Annotated in this window: 13 protein-coding genes and 6 pseudogenes; 8 read left to right on the plus strand and 11 right to left on the minus strand. The window is 75.5% G+C overall.

Features of this window, described 5'->3' with window-relative positions; genetic code table 11:
- The first annotated feature begins 10 nt into the window (after positions 1-10).
- The 6 genes and pseudogenes from P9841_RS08255 to P9841_RS08280 form a co-directional block, all read left to right on the plus strand.
- A complete protein-coding gene (locus P9841_RS08255) occupies positions 11-268 on the plus strand; it encodes a trehalose-phosphatase (protein ID WP_283321571.1) in 258 nt (85 codons plus the stop codon).
- Entirely contained in the window at positions 262-864 is a 603-nt protein-coding gene (gene otsB / locus P9841_RS08260; protein ID WP_283321572.1) for a trehalose-phosphatase, read from the plus strand. The genes P9841_RS08255 and otsB overlap by 7 nt, the downstream gene beginning before the upstream one ends.
- 451 nt (positions 865-1,315) lie before the next feature.
- Positions 1,316-1,684: a hypothetical protein gene (locus P9841_RS08265; RefSeq protein WP_283321573.1), complete on the plus strand. Its 369-nt coding sequence runs from the start codon at positions 1,316-1,318 to the stop codon at positions 1,682-1,684.
- Positions 1,597-2,418, plus strand: coding sequence for an outer membrane protein assembly factor BamB family protein (locus P9841_RS08270; protein ID WP_283321574.1), 822 nt, complete (start codon positions 1,597-1,599; stop codon positions 2,416-2,418). Before P9841_RS08265 ends, P9841_RS08270 begins: the two co-directional genes overlap by 88 nt.
- Positions 2,419-2,592: 174 nt before the next feature.
- Positions 2,593-3,717 carry an ABC transporter ATP-binding protein gene (locus tag P9841_RS08275; RefSeq protein WP_283321575.1) on the plus strand — a complete coding sequence of 375 codons (1,125 nt, stop codon included), beginning with the start codon at positions 2,593-2,595 and terminating at the stop codon, positions 3,715-3,717.
- Between the two features lie 82 nt (positions 3,718-3,799).
- Positions 3,800-5,022: pseudogene (locus tag P9841_RS08280) on the plus strand (DUF4032 domain-containing protein); the annotation flags it as partial.
- Between the two features lie 88 nt (positions 5,023-5,110).
- Here P9841_RS08280 and P9841_RS19110 read toward each other — a convergent pair.
- From P9841_RS19110 to P9841_RS08305, 4 genes and pseudogenes are all read right to left on the minus strand, one after another.
- A pseudogene (locus P9841_RS19110) lies at positions 5,111-5,592 on the minus strand (pyridoxamine 5'-phosphate oxidase family protein).
- A gap of 51 nt (positions 5,593-5,643) precedes the next feature.
- Positions 5,644-6,638 (minus strand): annotated as a pseudogene (gene rlmB / locus P9841_RS08295) (23S rRNA (guanosine(2251)-2'-O)-methyltransferase RlmB).
- Positions 6,638-8,085 (minus strand): annotated as a pseudogene (gene cysS / locus P9841_RS08300) (cysteine--tRNA ligase). Before cysS ends, rlmB begins: the two co-directional pseudogenes overlap by 1 nt.
- 11 nt (positions 8,086-8,096) lie before the next feature.
- The gene (locus P9841_RS08305) at positions 8,097-9,011 is read right to left on the minus strand and encodes a LysR family transcriptional regulator (RefSeq protein WP_283321577.1); all 915 of its coding nucleotides are present in this window, start codon (positions 9,009-9,011) and stop codon (positions 8,097-8,099) included.
- A 72-nt stretch (positions 9,012-9,083) separates the two neighbouring features.
- Between P9841_RS08305 and P9841_RS08310 the strand changes: the two are divergent.
- Positions 9,084-10,069 (plus strand): annotated as a pseudogene (locus P9841_RS08310) (EamA family transporter); the annotation flags it as partial.
- Positions 10,070-10,269: 200 nt separating this feature from the next.
- Here P9841_RS08310 and P9841_RS19115 read toward each other — a convergent pair.
- Genes P9841_RS19115 through P9841_RS08325 form a run of 4 tightly spaced genes read right to left on the minus strand, consistent with a single transcriptional unit; the run spans position 10,270 to position 12,153 of the window.
- Positions 10,270-10,542 (minus strand): hypothetical protein, encoded by a 273-nt coding sequence (locus tag P9841_RS19115; protein WP_502848735.1) that lies wholly within the window; start codon positions 10,540-10,542, stop codon positions 10,270-10,272.
- Positions 10,445-10,936, minus strand: coding sequence for a 2-C-methyl-D-erythritol 2,4-cyclodiphosphate synthase (locus tag P9841_RS08315; protein WP_502848875.1), 492 nt, complete (start codon positions 10,934-10,936; stop codon positions 10,445-10,447). Before P9841_RS08315 ends, P9841_RS19115 begins: the two co-directional genes overlap by 98 nt.
- Complete coding sequence (ispD, locus tag P9841_RS08320; RefSeq protein ID WP_283321578.1) at positions 10,933-11,649, minus strand: 2-C-methyl-D-erythritol 4-phosphate cytidylyltransferase; 717 nt, start codon at positions 11,647-11,649, stop codon at positions 10,933-10,935. Before ispD ends, P9841_RS08315 begins: the two co-directional genes overlap by 4 nt.
- Before the next feature lie 21 nt (positions 11,650-11,670).
- Positions 11,671-12,153, minus strand: a complete 483-nt coding sequence (locus P9841_RS08325; protein WP_013769765.1) for a CarD family transcriptional regulator — start codon at positions 12,151-12,153, stop codon at positions 11,671-11,673.
- Between the two features lie 363 nt (positions 12,154-12,516).
- Here P9841_RS08325 and P9841_RS08330 point away from each other — a divergent pair, with 363 nt between their 5' ends.
- Positions 12,517-12,894, plus strand: coding sequence for a hypothetical protein (locus P9841_RS08330; protein ID WP_283321579.1), 378 nt, complete (start codon positions 12,517-12,519; stop codon positions 12,892-12,894).
- Between the two features lie 289 nt (positions 12,895-13,183).
- Here the strand turns inward: P9841_RS08330 and pstB are convergent, their stop codons facing one another.
- The 3 genes and pseudogenes from pstB to pstC all read right to left on the minus strand — a co-directional run bounded on the left by pstB (position 13,184) and on the right by pstC (position 15,876).
- Positions 13,184-13,963, minus strand: coding sequence for a phosphate ABC transporter ATP-binding protein PstB (pstB, locus tag P9841_RS08335; RefSeq protein WP_283321580.1), 780 nt, complete (start codon positions 13,961-13,963; stop codon positions 13,184-13,186).
- A gap of 41 nt (positions 13,964-14,004) precedes the next feature.
- Positions 14,005-14,970 carry a phosphate ABC transporter permease PstA gene (pstA, locus tag P9841_RS08340; protein WP_283321581.1) on the minus strand — a complete coding sequence of 322 codons (966 nt, stop codon included), beginning with the start codon at positions 14,968-14,970 and terminating at the stop codon, positions 14,005-14,007.
- Between the two features lies 1 nt (position 14,971).
- A pseudogene (gene pstC, locus P9841_RS08345) lies at positions 14,972-15,876 on the minus strand (phosphate ABC transporter permease subunit PstC).
- Positions 15,877-16,048 lie beyond the last annotated feature (172 nt).

The raw sequence follows: 16,048 nt of genomic DNA on the forward strand, positions 1-16,048 counted from the left end.
AGGACCCCGCGTGACCGACGACCTGCGCACCGCCCTGCTCGACGCGGTGTCCGACCCCGGGCGCCTGCCCGTGCTGCTGGCGCTCGACTTCGACGGCACCCTCGCGCCGCTGCAGGACGACCCCGAGCTGTCCCGCGTGCTGCCCGAGGCTGCGGCCGCCCTGCGCTCCCTGGCCGGCAGCCCCGCACGGGTGCGCCTGGCGCTCGTCTCCGGGCGCGCCATGGCCGACCTGCACCGGCTCGCCGAGGTCCCCCCGGCACCGTGCTGATCGGCAGCCACGGCGCGGAGCGGGCCCGCGTCACGGAGCACGGGCTGGACCGCGACGTCATCGCCCTGACCGACGAGCAGGCGGACCGGCTCGCGGCGCTCGGCGGCGAGCTGCAGGCGGTGGCCCGCGGCCGCGACGGCGTCTGGGTGGAGACCAAGCCGGCGGCCGTCGCGGTGCACACCCGCCTGGCGGACCCCGAGGTCGGCGACCGGGCGGAGTCCGAGGCGCTGGCGGTCGGCGAGCGCCTCGGCTCCGTGACGCTGCACGGCAAGAAGGTGGTCGAGGTGTCGGTGCTCGACGCCGACAAGGGCGCCGCGCTCGCGGCCCTGCGCGACGAGCTGCACGCCGCCACGGTGGTCTTCGCCGGGGACGACGTCACGGACGAGCACGCGTTCCGGGCGCTCGGCCCGCAGGACGTGACCGTGAAGGTCGGCGACGGGGCGACCGCCGCCCGGTTCCGGGTCGCGGACCCCGAGGAGCTCGCGGCGCTGCTGTCCGGGCTCGCGGCGGCCGTGGCGGGCGCACCGGACGACCCCCGGGCACGCCCGGGTCCCGCGGGGCGGGGAGCGCCGCCGGGGCGTAGGTTGCGGCCATGAGGGGCGACCGCGCCGCCATGCAGGACGTCGAGCTGGTCGACGTCGGGACCGGCGCGGACCTCGCACCCGACGACCCGGCCTCCGAGGCGGAGCGCAGCCGCCGGCTCGCCCGCCGCCGTCGTCGGCTGCGCCGGTGGTGGCCGGTCCCGGTCGGTCTCGCGGCCGTCCTGGTCGGGACGCAGGCCGTCCTCGCCGCGCGCGAGCAGGCCGAGGTCGCGGCCCGGCAGCGCGTCGACGGCGTGCTGCGCACCGTCGGCCCGGCGCTGGAGGCGACCCGGCGGCTGCCCGACGCCGTCGCGCCCGTGGTGTTCAGCGGGATCACCGCCGAGGGAGGTCTGCGGGTCGGGCCGTCGCAGCCCGAGTGGGACGACCCCCGCGAGCTGATCGCCGTCGACGCGCAGGGGAGACCGTCTGGCACGTCTCGCTGGAGGACGACGGCGCCGGCCCCGCGGTGCCCGGGCTCGGCGCGGAGTACCCGCTGTGCGCCGGCGACGGCGACCCGGCGGCGGTGGTGGACTGCGTCGTGCTGGACCGCTCCGCCCTGGCCGTGGCCGCGGCCGACGACGGCAGCAGCGTCGCCGGCCCGCCGGAGGCCGGGCGGCTGGTGTCGTTCGACGCCCGCACCGGCGAGCGGCTGGGCTCGCGCTCGGTGCCGCCGGTGTCCGGCTGGGCGGGCGACGCCTCCGTGCACGCCCTGGCCTCCGTGACCAGCGGGGCGCTCGTCGTCACGGCGTGGGAGCCGGGGGCGCGCTGGCCGGCGAGCCGCGCTGGCGCACCCGCGTCCCGCTCGACCCGGCCGCGCTCACGCGCGAGGCGCTGACCTACCCGCCGTCCGTCGGCATGGAGCGCGGGCACGTGATGGTCCAGGGCGCGCTCGGGTCGTGGGCGCTGTCCGCCGCGGACGGGCGCGTGGAGAGCGCCGGGTCGCAGTACCTGCAGGCGACCCGCACCGGCCGCCTCACCGCCCCGGGAGTCCCCGTGCGCGTCCTCGACGGCGCCGGCCGGACCGTCGCCACCCTCCCCGGGCCGCCCGCGGTGCTGCTCGTCGACGACGGCAGCCTGCCGGACGTCGAGGTGGTCGTCACCGACGGCGAGCACGGGCGGGACCTCGTCGGCTACGACGTCGCCGGGGACCGGCGGCGCTGGTCCCTGCCGCGGCCGCTGTGGGTCGACTCGGGCCTCGTGCTGCTGGAGGGCACCCTCTACGGGCAGGACCGCGAGGCGGTGTGGGCGGTGGACGTGGCCACCGGCCGGGAGCTGTGGCGCACCGCCGCACCCGTCGTCGCCGACTTCGGCGGCGTGCTCACCGACGGCCGGCACGTCCTGGCGATCGGGATCACCACCGAGGTCGTCGCGGCCGGGACACCCGTGGAGCCGGCCGCGGGCCAGGACGCGCGGCCGCCCGCCGCGTCGTCGCGCACCCTGCTGGCGTTCGACCTCGGCACCGGCGCGCTCGCGTGGGCGACCCGGCTGCCCGACGCCGTGCAGGGCGTCTGGGCCTGGCACGGCGACCTGCTGGGGTTCGGGCCCGACGACGTGCTGGTCCTCAACTGAGCGCACTCCCCGCAGATGTGACCGACGTCCCACCGGCGGGCCCGGGTGTGGTTTGATGTCCGTGGACCGAGGGGGGTCACCCGACCTCCCTCGAGCCGTGTCAGCGAAGACACACTGACACTCTTCACGACGGATCGTCCGGCACGTACCTGCCGGTGAAGGGACTGATCACGCATGGCTACGGTCACGTTCGACAAGGCCACCCGGGTGTACCCGGGCACCGAGCGCCCCGCGGTGGACGCGCTCGACCTCCACATCGAGGACGGCGAGTTCCTCGTCCTCGTCGGCCCCTCCGGCTGCGGCAAGTCGACCTCGCTCCGCATGCTCGCGGGCCTCGAGGACGTCAACGCCGGTCGCATCCTCATCGGCGACCGCGACGTCACCGACGTCCAGCCGAAGGACCGGGACATCGCGATGGTGTTCCAGAACTACGCGCTGTACCCGCACATGACGGTCGCGGACAACATGGGCTTCGCGCTCAAGATCGCCGGCACCCCCAAGGCCGAGATCCGCACCCGCGTCGAGGAGGCCGCCAAGATCCTCGACCTCACCCAGTACCTCGACCGCAAGCCGAAGGCGCTCTCCGGCGGTCAGCGCCAGCGCGTCGCCATGGGCCGCGCGATCGTGCGCCAGCCGCGCGTGTTCCTCATGGACGAGCCGCTGTCGAACCTCGACGCCAAGCTCCGCGTCCAGACGCGCACCCAGATCGCCTCGCTGCAGCGCCGCCTCGGCGTCACCACGGTCTACGTCACGCACGACCAGACCGAGGCGCTCACCATGGGCGACCGCATCGCGGTCCTCAAGGACGGCCTCCTGCAGCAGGTCGGCACCCCGCGCGACATGTACGACACCCCGGCCAACGTGTTCGTCGCCGGCTTCATCGGCTCCCCGGCCATGAACATCGGCACGTTCCCGATCGTCGACGGTGTCGCCACGGTCGGCTCGGCCGGCATCGCCGTGCCGCGCACCGCGCTCGACACCCTGGTCTCGGACGACAACAACAGCATCACGATCGGCTTCCGCCCGGAGTCGCTGGACGTCGTCCCCGAGGGCACGCCGGACGCGCTGCCGGTGGTCGTGAACATCGTCGAGGAGCTCGGCTCCGACGCGTTCGTGTACGGCTCGCTGGTCGGCGAGGCCGGCGCGGCCGACGTCCACTCCGGTGCCGGCGACGCGCAGGTCATCGTGCGCGTCGACCCGCGCCAGGTCCCCGCCAAGGGCGAGAAGATCTGGGTCCGCATCCGCACCGGCGAGCAGCACCTGTTCCACGCCGGCTCGGGCGAGCGCATCGCCGTCTGACGCACGACATCTCCACCTCGGAGGGGCGGGGCCGGCACACCACCGGCCCCGCCCCTTCGTCGTCGGATGGGAGAATCACCCCATGACCCCTCGCACGCGCCTGCAGATCACCGCGGCCGCGCCGGACCCGGCCCTGCTCGACCTCCCGTGGGACGTCCCGCTGGCGGACTGGCCCGCGGACCAGCTCGCCGCGCTGCCCCGAGGCATCTCCCGGCACACGGTGCGGTTCGCGCGGCTGTCCGGGCGGGTCATCGCGATCAAGGAGATCGGCGAGACGGTCGCGTACCGCGAGTACGAGCTGCTGCGCCAGCTCGGCCGCCTCGACGTGCCGAGCGTGGAGCCGGTCGGCGTCATCACCGGTCGCACCTCCCCGACGGCGAGCCGCTCGAGGCCGTGCTCATCACGAAGCACCTGCGGTTCTCGCTGCCCTACCGCGCGCTGTTCAGCCAGTCGCTGCGCCCCGACACCGCGACCCGGCTCATCGACGCCCTCGCGGTGCTGCTCGTGCGGCTGCACCTCGCGGGCTTCTACTGGGGCGACGTGTCCCTGTCGAACACGCTGTTCCGGCGCGACGCGGAGACGTTCGCGGCGTACCTCGTCGACGCGGAGACCGGGGACCTGCACGACAGCCTCACGGACGGGCAGCGGGGCTACGACCTCGAGGTCGCGCGCGTCAACATCATCGGCGAGCTCATGGACCTGCAGGCCGGCGAGTTCCTCGAGGAGGAGGTCGACGCGGTCGCGATCGGCGACATGCTCGCGGAGCGCTACACCGAGCTCTGGACCGCCCTGACCAGCTCCGAGTGGTTCGGGCTCGACGAGCGGTGGCGCGTGCAGGCGCGCATCGAGCGGCTCAACGACCTGGGGTTCGACGTCGGCGAGCTCGACATCACCACCGACATCGACGGCACCTCCGTGCGCATCCAGCCGAAGGTCGTCGACGCCGGCCACCACTCCCGGCGGCTCATGCGGCTCACCGGGCTCGACGTCCAGGAGAACCAGGCGCGTCGCCTGCTCAACGACCTGGACCAGTTCCGCGCCGCGACGGACCGGCAGAACGACGACGAGACGTTCGTCGCGCACGACTGGCTGACGGAGGTCTTCGAGCCCGCCGTCCGGGCCGTGCCGCGCGCCCTGCGCCCCAAGCTCGAGCCCGCGCAGATCTACCACGAGCTGCTCGACCACCGGTGGTTCCTGTCCGAGCAGGAGCGGCGGGACGTGCCGATGCAGGAGGCCGTGCGGTCCTACATCGCGACGATCCTGCCGAACCGGCCGGACGAGGAGGCCGTGCTCGGCGTCTCCCCGCCGACCTGCGCGAGGACACGGACGTCATCCCGGTCGTCCGGGACTGACGGCCCGCCGCGCGACGGGGCCGCGGTCCGCGGGCCGCACGTCAGAGCTCGACGCGCTCGTTCTCGCCCTCGAGGCGCTCCCCGCGGACCTTCGCGCGCACGAAGCTGAGCAGCGTCGCCAGCCGCCCGCCCGGCGCGTCCCAGTACTCGGCGGACTCCGCGCGCACGCGCAGCAGCACCGACTCCGCCGACTCCGGGCCTGCGGGAGCCACGCCTCGACGCCGGCGCTCCACAGCTCGCGCTTCTTGTCGACGTCGTCGACGAGCTCCGCGGTCCCCGCGACGGAGACCCAGGTGGCGCCGGACCCGACCGCGACGTTCACCCGCGGCTCGTACGCGACGTGCGCGAGCTTGCGCGACCCGCGCTCGGCGAAGAACCACAGGTCGCCGTCGAACTCGACCTCCTGCAGCGCCATCGGGCGGGCGACGAGGGTCCCGTCGGGGGCGAGCGTGGTCAGCACCCCCAGGCGCTGGTCGCGCAGCAGCTCGGCGACGGTCCGGACGGCGGTGTCGTGGTCGGTCATACCGCCATCGTCCGTCGCCGCCGGCCGGGCCGCACCCGGGAGGCCCGGGCGTCAGGACGCGCGGTGCCGCGCGACCTCGTACAGCGCGATGCCGGCCGCGACCCCGCGTTGAGCGACTCGACCTCGGAGGCGATCGGGATGGAGGCGATGGCGTCGCAGTGCTCGCGCACGAGCCGCGACAGGCCCTTGCCCTCGGAGCCGACGACGAGCACCAGCGGGTCGGTGGCGTACGGCAGGTCGCCGATCGCGACGTCGCCGCCGCCGTCCAGGCCCACGACGAAGCAGCCGGCCTCGTGCAGCCGCTCCAGGGCCCGCACGAGGTTCGTCGCCCGCGCGACGGGCACCCGCGCGGCGGCGCCGGCGGAGACCTTCCACGCCGACGCCGTCACGCCGGCCGACCGGCGCTCGGGCACCAGCACGCCGTGCGCGCCGAACGCGCCGGCCGAGCGCAGCACCGCGCCGAGGTTGCGGGGGTCGGTGACGCCGTCGAGCGCGACGACCAGCGGCGCGCGGTCGCTCGCCGCGGCGGCGTCCAGCAGGTCCTCGACGTCGCCGTACTCGTACGGCGGCACCTGCAGGGCCACGCCCTGGTGCACGGCGCCGTCCGTCATGCGGTCGAGCTCCGGCTTGGTGACCTCGAGCAGCGGGTAGCCCTCGTCGGCCGCCGTCCGCAGGATCTCGCGCGTGCGGTCGTCGCCCTCCAGCCGGGTCGCGATGTACACGGCGGACACCGGGATGCCGGCGCGCAGGGCCTCCAGCACGGAGTTCCGCCCCGCGACGACCTCCGTGACCGAGCCGGTGCGGTTGCGCCCGCCCCCGGACCCGCCGCGGCCCGTCGGCCGGCCCCCGGAGCGACCGCCGGCGGCCTGCCGGCGCTCGGCCGCGGCCTTCCGCTTCGCCGCCGGGTGGTACTCGCGCTCCTCCGCCTTGGGGGTCGGGCCGCGGCCCTCGAGCGCGCGGCGGCGCTGGCCGCCCGAACCGACGGTCGCGCCCTTCTTGGAGCCCGCCTTGCGGGTGGCGCCTCGGCGCTGGGAGTTGCCGGCCATCAGTCCTCGTCCTCGGTGGTGGGGCGCGCGGCCAGGGACCAGCGCGCGCCGGTGGCGGAGTCCTCGACGGCCACCCCGGCGGCCGCGAGTCGGTCACGGATCGCGTCGGCGGTCGCCCAGTCCCGGGCGGCGCGCGCGCGGCGGCGCGGGCGTCCAGCTCGGCGCGCACCAGCGCGTCGAGGGCGGCCGCGTGGCGGTCGTCGGTGGTGCCGGCAGCCCACTGGGGGCCGGCCGGGTCGAGCCCGAGCACGTCGAGCATCGCCCGCACGGAGACGAGCTCCGCGCGGACCGCCGCGTCGTCCCCGGAGGCGAGCGCGGTGTTGCCGGCCCGCAGGTGCTCGTGCACGACCGCGAGCGCGGCGGGCACGTTGAGGTCGTCGTCGAGCGCGGCGGCGAAGCCCTCGGGGAGCTCCGCGGCGGAGAGCTCGGCCGCGGTGACCTCGCCCGGGACGCGCTCGGCGGCGCGCTCCACGAAGCCGGCGAGCCGGTCCCACGTGGCCTCGGACTCCGCGAGCGTGTCGGCCGTCCACTCCAGCATCGAGCGGTACTGCACCGCGGTGAGCGCGTACCGGACCACGGCCGGGCGCACCGACTCCAGCAGCACGCTGACCAGCAGCCCGTTGCCGAGCGACTTGCTCATCTTCGCGCCGGACTGCGTGACCCAGCCGTTGTGCAGCCAGTACCGCGCGAACCCGTAGCCGGCCGCGCGGGACTGCGCCTGCTCGTTCTCGTGGTGCGGGAACCGCAGGTCCAGACCGCCGCCGTGGATGTCGAACGTGTCACCCAGGTAGCGCTGCGCCATCGCCGAGCACTCCAGGTGCCAGCCCGGGCGGCCGCGGCCGAACGGGGTGTCCCAGGCGGCGGTGGCGGGCTCCCCGGGCTTCGACGCCTTCCAGAGCGCGAAGTCGTGCGGGTCGCGCTTGTCGTCCGCCGTGCCGTCGGGCGCCGGGGCCATGTCGTCGAGCCGCTGGCTGGTCAGCGAGCCGTAGTCGGCGTACGACCGCACGTCGAAGTACACGTCGCCCTCGGCCGCGACGTACGCGTGGCCGGTGTCGACCAGGCGCTGCATGAGCGCCACCATCGCGGGGACGTGACCCGTGGCGCGCGGCTCGTACGTCGGGGGCAGCACGCCGAGCGCGTCGTAGGCCGCGGTGAACGCCCGCTCGTTCTGCATCGCCCACGCCCACCACGCGACGCCGGCCTCCGCGGAGCGGGCCAGGATCTTGTCGTCGATGTCCGTGACGTTCCGCACGAGCGTGACGTCGTGGCCCGTGCGGCGCAGCCACCGGACCAGCACGTCGAACGCCACCGCGGACCGGACGTGCCCGATGTGCGGCGGCGGGGCCTGCACGGTCGCGCCGCACAGGTAGATGCCGACCCGGCCCGGGACCACGGGGACGAAGTCGCGCACCTCGCGGGTGGCGGTGTCGAACAGGCGCAGGCTCACGAGGGTCAAGGCTACCGGGGGCCGGTGCCGGCGGCGGCGCCGAACCGGGCGGCCTCCGCACGCAGGGCCTCCAGCACGCGGCGGACGACGCGGCGCTCGACCCGGTCCGGCCGGGCCAGCACGTCGATGCGCCGCCCGGCACGGACCCCCGCGAGCGGGACCAGGCGGGCCCCGCGGCGACCCGCCGTGAACCGCGGCAGCAGGCTGACCCCGTGCCCGGCGGCGACCAGCGCCTCGACGACGCCGAAGTCGTTGAACCGCTGCACCACCCGCAGCGGTGCGCCCGCCGCCGCGGCGACCACGTCGAGCACGCCCGCGACCGGGAAGCCCTCCCGCACGGCGATCCAGGGCTCGCCGGTGAGGTCCGCCGGCGTGACCGTCGCGCGGGAGGCCAGCGGGTGGTCCGGCGGCAGCGCGACGTCGAGCGGCTCGCGCAGCAGCGGGACCGCGCGCACGCCGGGCGGCCAGGGCGCGGCGTCGTCCGGGCGGTGCGCCACCACGAGGTCGAAGTCGGCGGTCAGCGCGGCGAACCGGTCCTGGGCGACGTCCTCGTCCCCGAGCTCGACGTCCACGCCGTCCATCGCCGCGACGCGCGTCAGCAGCCCGGGCAGCAGCAGCTCCGCGCCCGACTGGAACGACGCGACCCGCACCACGCCGTGCGGCGCGGAGCGGAACGCCTCGACCGCCGCCTCGGCCCGCTCCAGCGCGACCGCGACGTCGAGGGCGGCGTCCGCCAGGGCGTGCCCCGGTCCGGTCAGGCGGATGCCGCGACCGACCCGCTCGACGACGTCCGCGCCCGCCTCGCGGGACAGGGCGCGCAGCTGCTGCGAGACCGCGGAGGGCGTCAGGTGCAGCGCCGCGGCCGCCGCCGTGACGCCGCCGCGGTCCCGGACCGCCCGGAGCGTGGCCAGGTGCCGCGTGTCCATGCAGCGACGCTACACGGTCTGTGTCCGATCTTTCGATGGTGCTGGACGATGCGGCCCGGGCAGCATCAGCACATGCCGACCCGCGACCGCCTGCTCGCCCTCACCGTCGCCGTCATCTGGGGGCTGAACTTCCCGGCGATCCACCTGTCGCTCGAGCAGTTCCCGCCGTTCTTCCTGGTCGCGCTGCGGTTCGCCCTGCTCGCCGTGCCGACGCTGCTGCTCGTGCCCCGGCCGGACGTCCGGCTGCGGTGGCTGCTCGGGTACGGCGTCGGGTTCGGGGTGCTGCAGTTCGCGTTCCTCTACCTCGCCATGCACACCGGCATGCCGACGGGCCTCGCGTCGCTCGTGCTGCAGGCCTCCGCCCCGTTCACCGTCCTGCTGGGCGCCGTGCTGCTGCGCGAGCGGGTCAGCGCCCGCCAGGCGCTCGGCGTGGCGGTCGCGCTCGCGGGGCTGGGGGCATCGCCGCGCTGCGGGCCGGGGCCGGGGCGTCCGCCGGGCTGCTGCCCGTGGTGCTCACGCTGTGCGGGGCCCTGGGGTGGGCGTTCGGCAACGTCGCCAGCCGGCAGGCGCAGCCCGGCAGCCCGCTGCGGTTCATGCTCTGGATGTCCGTCGTCCCGCCGCTGCCGATGCTCGCGCTGTCGCTGGTCGTGGACGGCCCGTCGGCGATCGCGCGGTCCGTGACGACGCTCGGCACGCCGACCGCCGCGTGGGCGCTCGGCGGGCTGGCGTTCACGGTGCTGGTCGCGACCGTCGTGGGCTCCGGGATCTGGACGGCGCTGCTCGCCCGCCACCCCTCCGGCGTCGTCGCCCCGTTCTCGCTGCTCGTGCCGGTCGTCGGGATCGGGACGTCCTGGGCGTTCCTCGGGGAGCGGCCGGCAGCCGGGGAGCTGCTGCTCGGCGCGGTGATCGTCGGGGGCGTCCTGGTCGCGACCCGGCCCCCGCGCCGGGGCGGAGCCCGGCCGGCGGACGTCGCCCGGCGGGACGCGCGCACCCCTCGAGCGCACGACACCGGACCCGCTGCACCGCCACGCCCCGCACCCGGCCTAGGGCCGGGGCCCGGGCCTGCGCGGCCGGCCGGCCGTCGACATCGCAGCAGGTGCGAGGTTCCGGGCCGCGAACCCCGCACCTGCGGCAACCTCGACGCGCACGGACCCGGGCCGCACAGGCCGCGAGAGGCCAGAAGGCGGGCCCGCAGCCCGCGCCCGGCCCCCGGGTTCTGGCCGCTCGACACCCGGCCGACCGGGCCCGCTCCGCCCGATCAGGGCCGCGGCGGGCACCGGCGTCGCCGCAGGCGCGGGCGTCGCGGTGCGGGACCCCGCACCTGCGGCGGCCCCGACGAGCACGGACCCGCTGGGTCCAGGCCACGAGCGGGCGGCAGCGGGCCGCCACGCGCGCGGCCCCAGGTGGCCGGTCGGGGTCCCCGCCCCGTGGGCTCAGGCGCGGGGGCGACGAGGGCGGTCGCGATCGCGGCGACGCCCTCGCCCCGGCCGGTGAGGCCGAGACCGTCGGTCGTCGTCGCGGACACCGACACCGGCGCCCCGGCGGCGGCGGACAGCGCGGCCTCCGCCTCGGCGCGCGCGGGGGCCGAGCCGCGGCCTGGTGCCGATCACCTGGACGGCGACGTTGCCGATCTCGAACCCCGCCTCGCGGACCAGCCGGGCGGCCTCGGCGAGCAGGGCGGTCCCCGCCGCGCCGGCCCACTCGGGCCGCGACGTCCCGAACACCGAGCCGAGGTCGCCCACGGCGGCGGCGGACAGCAGCGCGTCCGCGGCGGCATGAGCGGCGACGTCGGCGTCGGAGTGCCCGGCGAGCGGGCGTTCGCCGGGCCACGCGAGCCCCGCGAGGTGCAGGACCGCCCCGGGCGCGGGGTCCGGGTCGTAGCCGTGGACGTCCACGCCGACGCCGGTGCGCGGCAGCCCGCTCACGCCCGCACCCCGGCGCGCGCGACCAGCTCGGCGACCGCGAGGTCCCGCGGTGTCGTGATCTTCGCGGCGGACTCGTCACCGGGCACGACCCACACCTGCTCACCGAGCGCCTCGACCAGGGCGGCGTCGTCGGTGGCAGCGGTCGCCTCGTCCGCGGCGCGGTGGGCCCCGGCCGCGTGCGCCGCGTCGAGCAGCGCCCTGTCGAAGCCCTGCGGGGTCTGCACCGCGCGCAGCGCGGCACGTGCGACGGTCGCGACGACGGGCGCGGCGCCGTCGCGGTGCACGCCGACCTGCTTGACGGTGTCCGTCACGGGCAGCCCGGGCACGACCGCCCGGTGCCCCGCACGGACGGCTCGCTCCACCGACCGGACGAGCGCGGGTGACGCGAGTCCCCGCGCCGCGTCGTGCACGAGCACCACGTCGGCGTCGGGCGGCACGGCGGCGAGCCCGGCCGCCACGGAGGCCTGCCGGGACGCCGCGTCCCCCTCGACGAGCACGACGGGCACGTCCACGTCGCCGAGGGCGGCACGGAACGCGTCGGTGCACCCGGGCGGCACCGTGACCACGACGGACGCGATCACGCCCGAGGCCGCCAGCCGGCGTGCGGCGTGCTGCACGAGCGGCACCCCGCCCACCTCGGCGAGAGCCTTCGGCCCGGGCAGCCCGAGCCGTGTCCCGCTGCCGGCGGCGGTCAGGATCGCGGCGGTCGACATGCGCGCGTGGTCAGCGCGGGGTCAGGACGCGAGCACCTCGTCGAGGATGGCCTCGGCCTTCTCCTCCTCGGTGTGCTCGGCGAGCGCGAGCTCCGAGACGAGGATCTGCCGGGCCTTCGCCAGCATGCGCTTCTCACCCGCGGACAGCCCGCGGTCGGCGTCCCGGCGGGACAGGTCGCGCACGACCTCGGCGACCTTGATGACGTCGCCGGACGCGAGCTTCTCCAGGTTCGCCTTGTAGCGGCGGGACCAGTTGGTCGGCTCCTCCGTGTACGGGGCGCGCAGCACCTCGAACACCCGGTCCAGGCCCTCCTGGCCCACGACGTCACGCACACCCACGAGGTCGACGTTCTCCGCCGGCACCTCGATGGTCAGGTCACCCTGGGCGACCTTCAGCTTGAGGTAGATCTTGTCCTCGCCGCGGATGGTCCTGGTCTTGATCTCCTCGATCAGCGCTGCACCGTGGTGCGGGTAGACAACAGTCTCCCCAACAGTGAAAGTCATCTGCAGGTGTCCCCTTTCGCGGAAGCCCAGTCTACCACGTGGACCTGGGGGACTTCGTGGAGATCTCCGGCGTTTGCCCTGGTCAGAGCGTTGCGGGCCTCGTCAGGGGTCCGACACGCCGGGCGGAGCACGCGCATCCGGCGTCGCGCGTGGCTAGTCTCCGACCAGGCCCATACCGCGCTCCTGAGCCCTGTGACCTGCGGCGACGGTGACCGCAGGCCGTCGCCGCCGTCGCCGCCCCGCCCGCCACCGGGCCGTGCGGAGCGGCGCCAAGCCCACGTAGGCTCAGCACCGCACGCCCCCGCGTGCGCCCGAGCGTCCGCGCACCGCAGCGCCCCGTCGTCCGACACCCGAGGAGTCACCGTGGCCCGCAGCCGCACGTCCACCCGTCCCGTCCTCGCCGGCGCGGTCGTCGTCCTGGCGGCCGCCCTGACCGGGTGCTCCGCCACGAACGAGATCACGTCGATGGACGCGTACTCCGCGTCGGACGGCGTGCGGGCGACGCTCGGCACCGTGACCGCCGAGAACCTGCTGCTGGTGGCCGCCGGCGCCGACGAGCCGGGCGCGCTGCAGGGCGCGCTGTCCAACCGCGGCGACGACGGCGTGACGGTGACGGTCGTCCTCGGCGAGGACAGCGCGCGGGTGTGGCTGCCCGCCGGCGACACGGTCCTGTTCGGAGGCTCCGACGGGGACGAGGTCGTGCTGACGACGCCCGTGGCCCCGGCGCGGTCGCCGACGTGACCCTCAGCACGGGGGCGGACGGCGAGGTCGGCGTCCCGGTGCCGGTGCTCGACGGCACGCTCCCGGAGTACGCCGACCCGTGCCGGCGGCCGACGGCGCCTGACACCCGCCGCCCGGCCCCGCGGCCACACAGCCGGGGTCCGGCACCCGGGGCGGCGGCGTCCCCCGGGCACGCCGGTCCCGCGCGGCGCGACGACGCGCCCCCGACGACGCCCCGCGCGCCCCACGACGCACAGCAGCCCCTCCCGGTCCGCCGGGAGGGGGCTGCTGGCGTCCGGGCAGGCCCCGGTCAGCCGAAGCGGCCCGAGATGTAGTCCTCGGTCGCCTGCTCCTTCGGCGACGAGAACATCGTCGCCGTGTCGTCGATCTCGATGAGCCGCCCGGGCTGGCCCGTGCCCGCGATGTTGAAGAACGCCGTCTTCTCGGACACGCGCGCGGCCTGCTGCATGTTGTGGGTGACGATCACGATCGTGTACTGCGACTTCAGCTCGGCGATGAGGTCCTCGATCGCGAGCGTCGAGATGGGGTCGAGCGCCGAGCAGGGCTCGTCCATGAGCAGCACCTGCGGCTTGACCGCGATGGCCCGCGCGATGCAGAGGCGCTGCTGCTGGCCGCCGGACAGCCCGGAGCCGGGCCGGTCGAGGCGGTCCTTCACCTCGTTCCAGAGGTTCGCCCCGCGCAGGGACTGCTCGACGAGGTCGTTCGCGTCGCCCTTCGAGATCCGCCGGTTGTTGAGGCGGATGCCGGCGAGCACGTTCTCGGCGATCGACATGGTGGGGAACGGGTTCGGCCGCTGGAACACCATGCCGACCTGACGCCGGACGGCCACCGGGTCGATGTCCGCGCCGTACAGGTCGACGCCCTCGACGGCGACGGTGCCCTCGACGCGGGCACCGGGGATCACCTCGTGCATCCGGTTGAGGGTGCGCAGGAACGTCGACTTGCCGCAGCCGGACGGGCCGATGAACGCGGTGACCGAGCGGGGCTCGATGGTCATGTCCACGTCGGCCACGGCGCGGAACGAGCCGTAGAAGATGTTGAGGTTCTTGACGTCGATGCGCTGGGCCATCGGGTCGTCTCCTTGCCGGTCAGAGGGGGAGGTCGGGGAGGTCAGCGGGCCTTCGGCGCGAACCAGCGGTTGACGAGACGTCCCACGAGGTTCAGCAGCATGACGATGAGGAACAGCGTGAGGGCCGCCGCCCACGCCCGCTGGAGGTTGATGTCGGGGACGCACGCCAGGTCGTCGGCGGAGCACGGCACGAGACCCTGGGCGTACTGCCGGTACACGTAGACGGGCAGCGTCATCATGCGGCCGTCGAACAGGTTGGTGTTGATGGAGTCGACGACGCCGACGGTGAGCAGCAGCGGCGCGGTCTCGCCGATGACGCGGGCGATCGCCAGCATGACGCCGGTGGTGAGGCCCGCGACGGAGGTCCGCAGCACGACCTTGATGATCGTGAGCCAGCGCGGCACGCCCAGGGCCAGCGACGCCTCGCGCAGCTCGTTCGGCACGAGCCGCATCTCCTCGCTGGAGCGGATGACCACGGGGATCATCAGCACCGACAGCGCGACGGAGCCGACGAGGCCCATCCGCACGCCGGGTCCGAAGATGAGCGCGAACAGCGCGTAGGCGAACAGGCCGGCGACGATCGACGGGATGCCGGTCATGACGTCGACGAGGAACGTGATGAGCCGGGCCAGGGCGCCCCGCCCGTACTCGACGAGGTAGATCGCGGCGAGCAGGCCGATCGGCACCGAGATCACCGTCGCGAACAGCGTGATCAGCAGGGTGCCGACGATCGCGTGGTAGATGCCGCCCGCGTCCATGCCGCCGTAGACGCCGCGCATGGAGTACAGCAGGAAGTCGGCGTTCATCCGGCCGATGCCGCGGGACACCACGGTCCACGTGAGCGAGATCAGCGGCAGCATCGCGAGCAGGAACGCCCCGGTGACCAGGACGCGCATGACGACGTCAGTGCGCCGGCGGCGCCGGTCGGTGGTCTGCAGCAGCTCGCGCAGCGTGGCGGAGCCGTCGGCGGCGGGGCCGGCGGGCGTCGCGGGGGTGGTGGCGGTCATGTCAGTTGGCCCCCGAGAAGTCCTTGCGCCGCGCGACGATGCGCGGGCGGCCATGTTCACGGCCAGGGTGATGACGAACAGCGCCAGGCCGGTCGCGATGAGCGTCGCGACGCCGGTCTGGTTCGCCTCCGGGAACTGCGCGGCGATGTTCGCGGCGATGGTCTGCTGCTGACCCGCGGCGAGCAGCTGGAACGAGTAGAGGAACCCGGGCGACAGGATCATCAGCACGGCCATGGTCTCGCCGAGCGCGCGGCCCAGGCCGAGCATGGCGGCCGACACGATGCCGGAGCGGGCGAACGGCAGCACGGCCATCCGCACCATCTCCCACTGCGTCGCGCCGAGGGCCAGCGCGGCCTCCTCGTGCAGGCGCGGCGTCTGCAGGAACACCTCGCGGCAGATCGCGGTGATGATCGGCAGGATCATGACGGCCAGCACCACGCCGACGGTCATCATCACGCGGCCCGTCGGGGAGACCGCGCCGGAGAAGAACGGGATCCAGCCGAGGTACCTCCCGAGGACCTCCCACAGCGGCTGCACCAGCGGGCTGAGCACCAGCCCGCCCCACAGGCCGTAGACGACCGAGGGGATCGCGGCCAGCAGGTCGACCACGTAGCCGAGGGCGGTCGCGAGGCGCCGCGGGGCGTAGTGGGAGATGAACAGGGCGATCCCGATGGCGACCGGGGTGGACAGCAGCAGGGCGAGCGCGGCGGCGAGCAGGGAGCCGAAGACCAGCGGCCCCACGAAGCCGAGCAGGGACGTGTCGTCCGGGAACCAGCTGACCGCGTCCGCGAGGTCGGCCGGGTCCGCGCTGAGCGCCGGCCACGCCCGCTGCACGAGGAACACCGCGACCGCGGCGAGGATCACGAGGATCAGGACGCCCGCGCCGGTGGCGAGCCACCGGAACACGCGGCTGCCGCCACGGTCCGCGGGGCGGTTCCTCCCGCGGCGGGCGGCGGCGGCCGGGTCCGCGGCCGGCCGGGGGTCCCCGTCGTGCGGGGCTGGGTGCTGGTCACACTGTCTCCAGGGGAGGGGGAGGAGCGGGCCTTCGCGCCGAGGGCCGGCCCACGCGTGTGGACCG

The sequence above is a fragment of the Cellulomonas sp. ES6 genome (assembly GCF_030053835.1).
Lineage (GTDB): Bacteria > Actinomycetota > Actinomycetes > Actinomycetales > Cellulomonadaceae > Cellulomonas.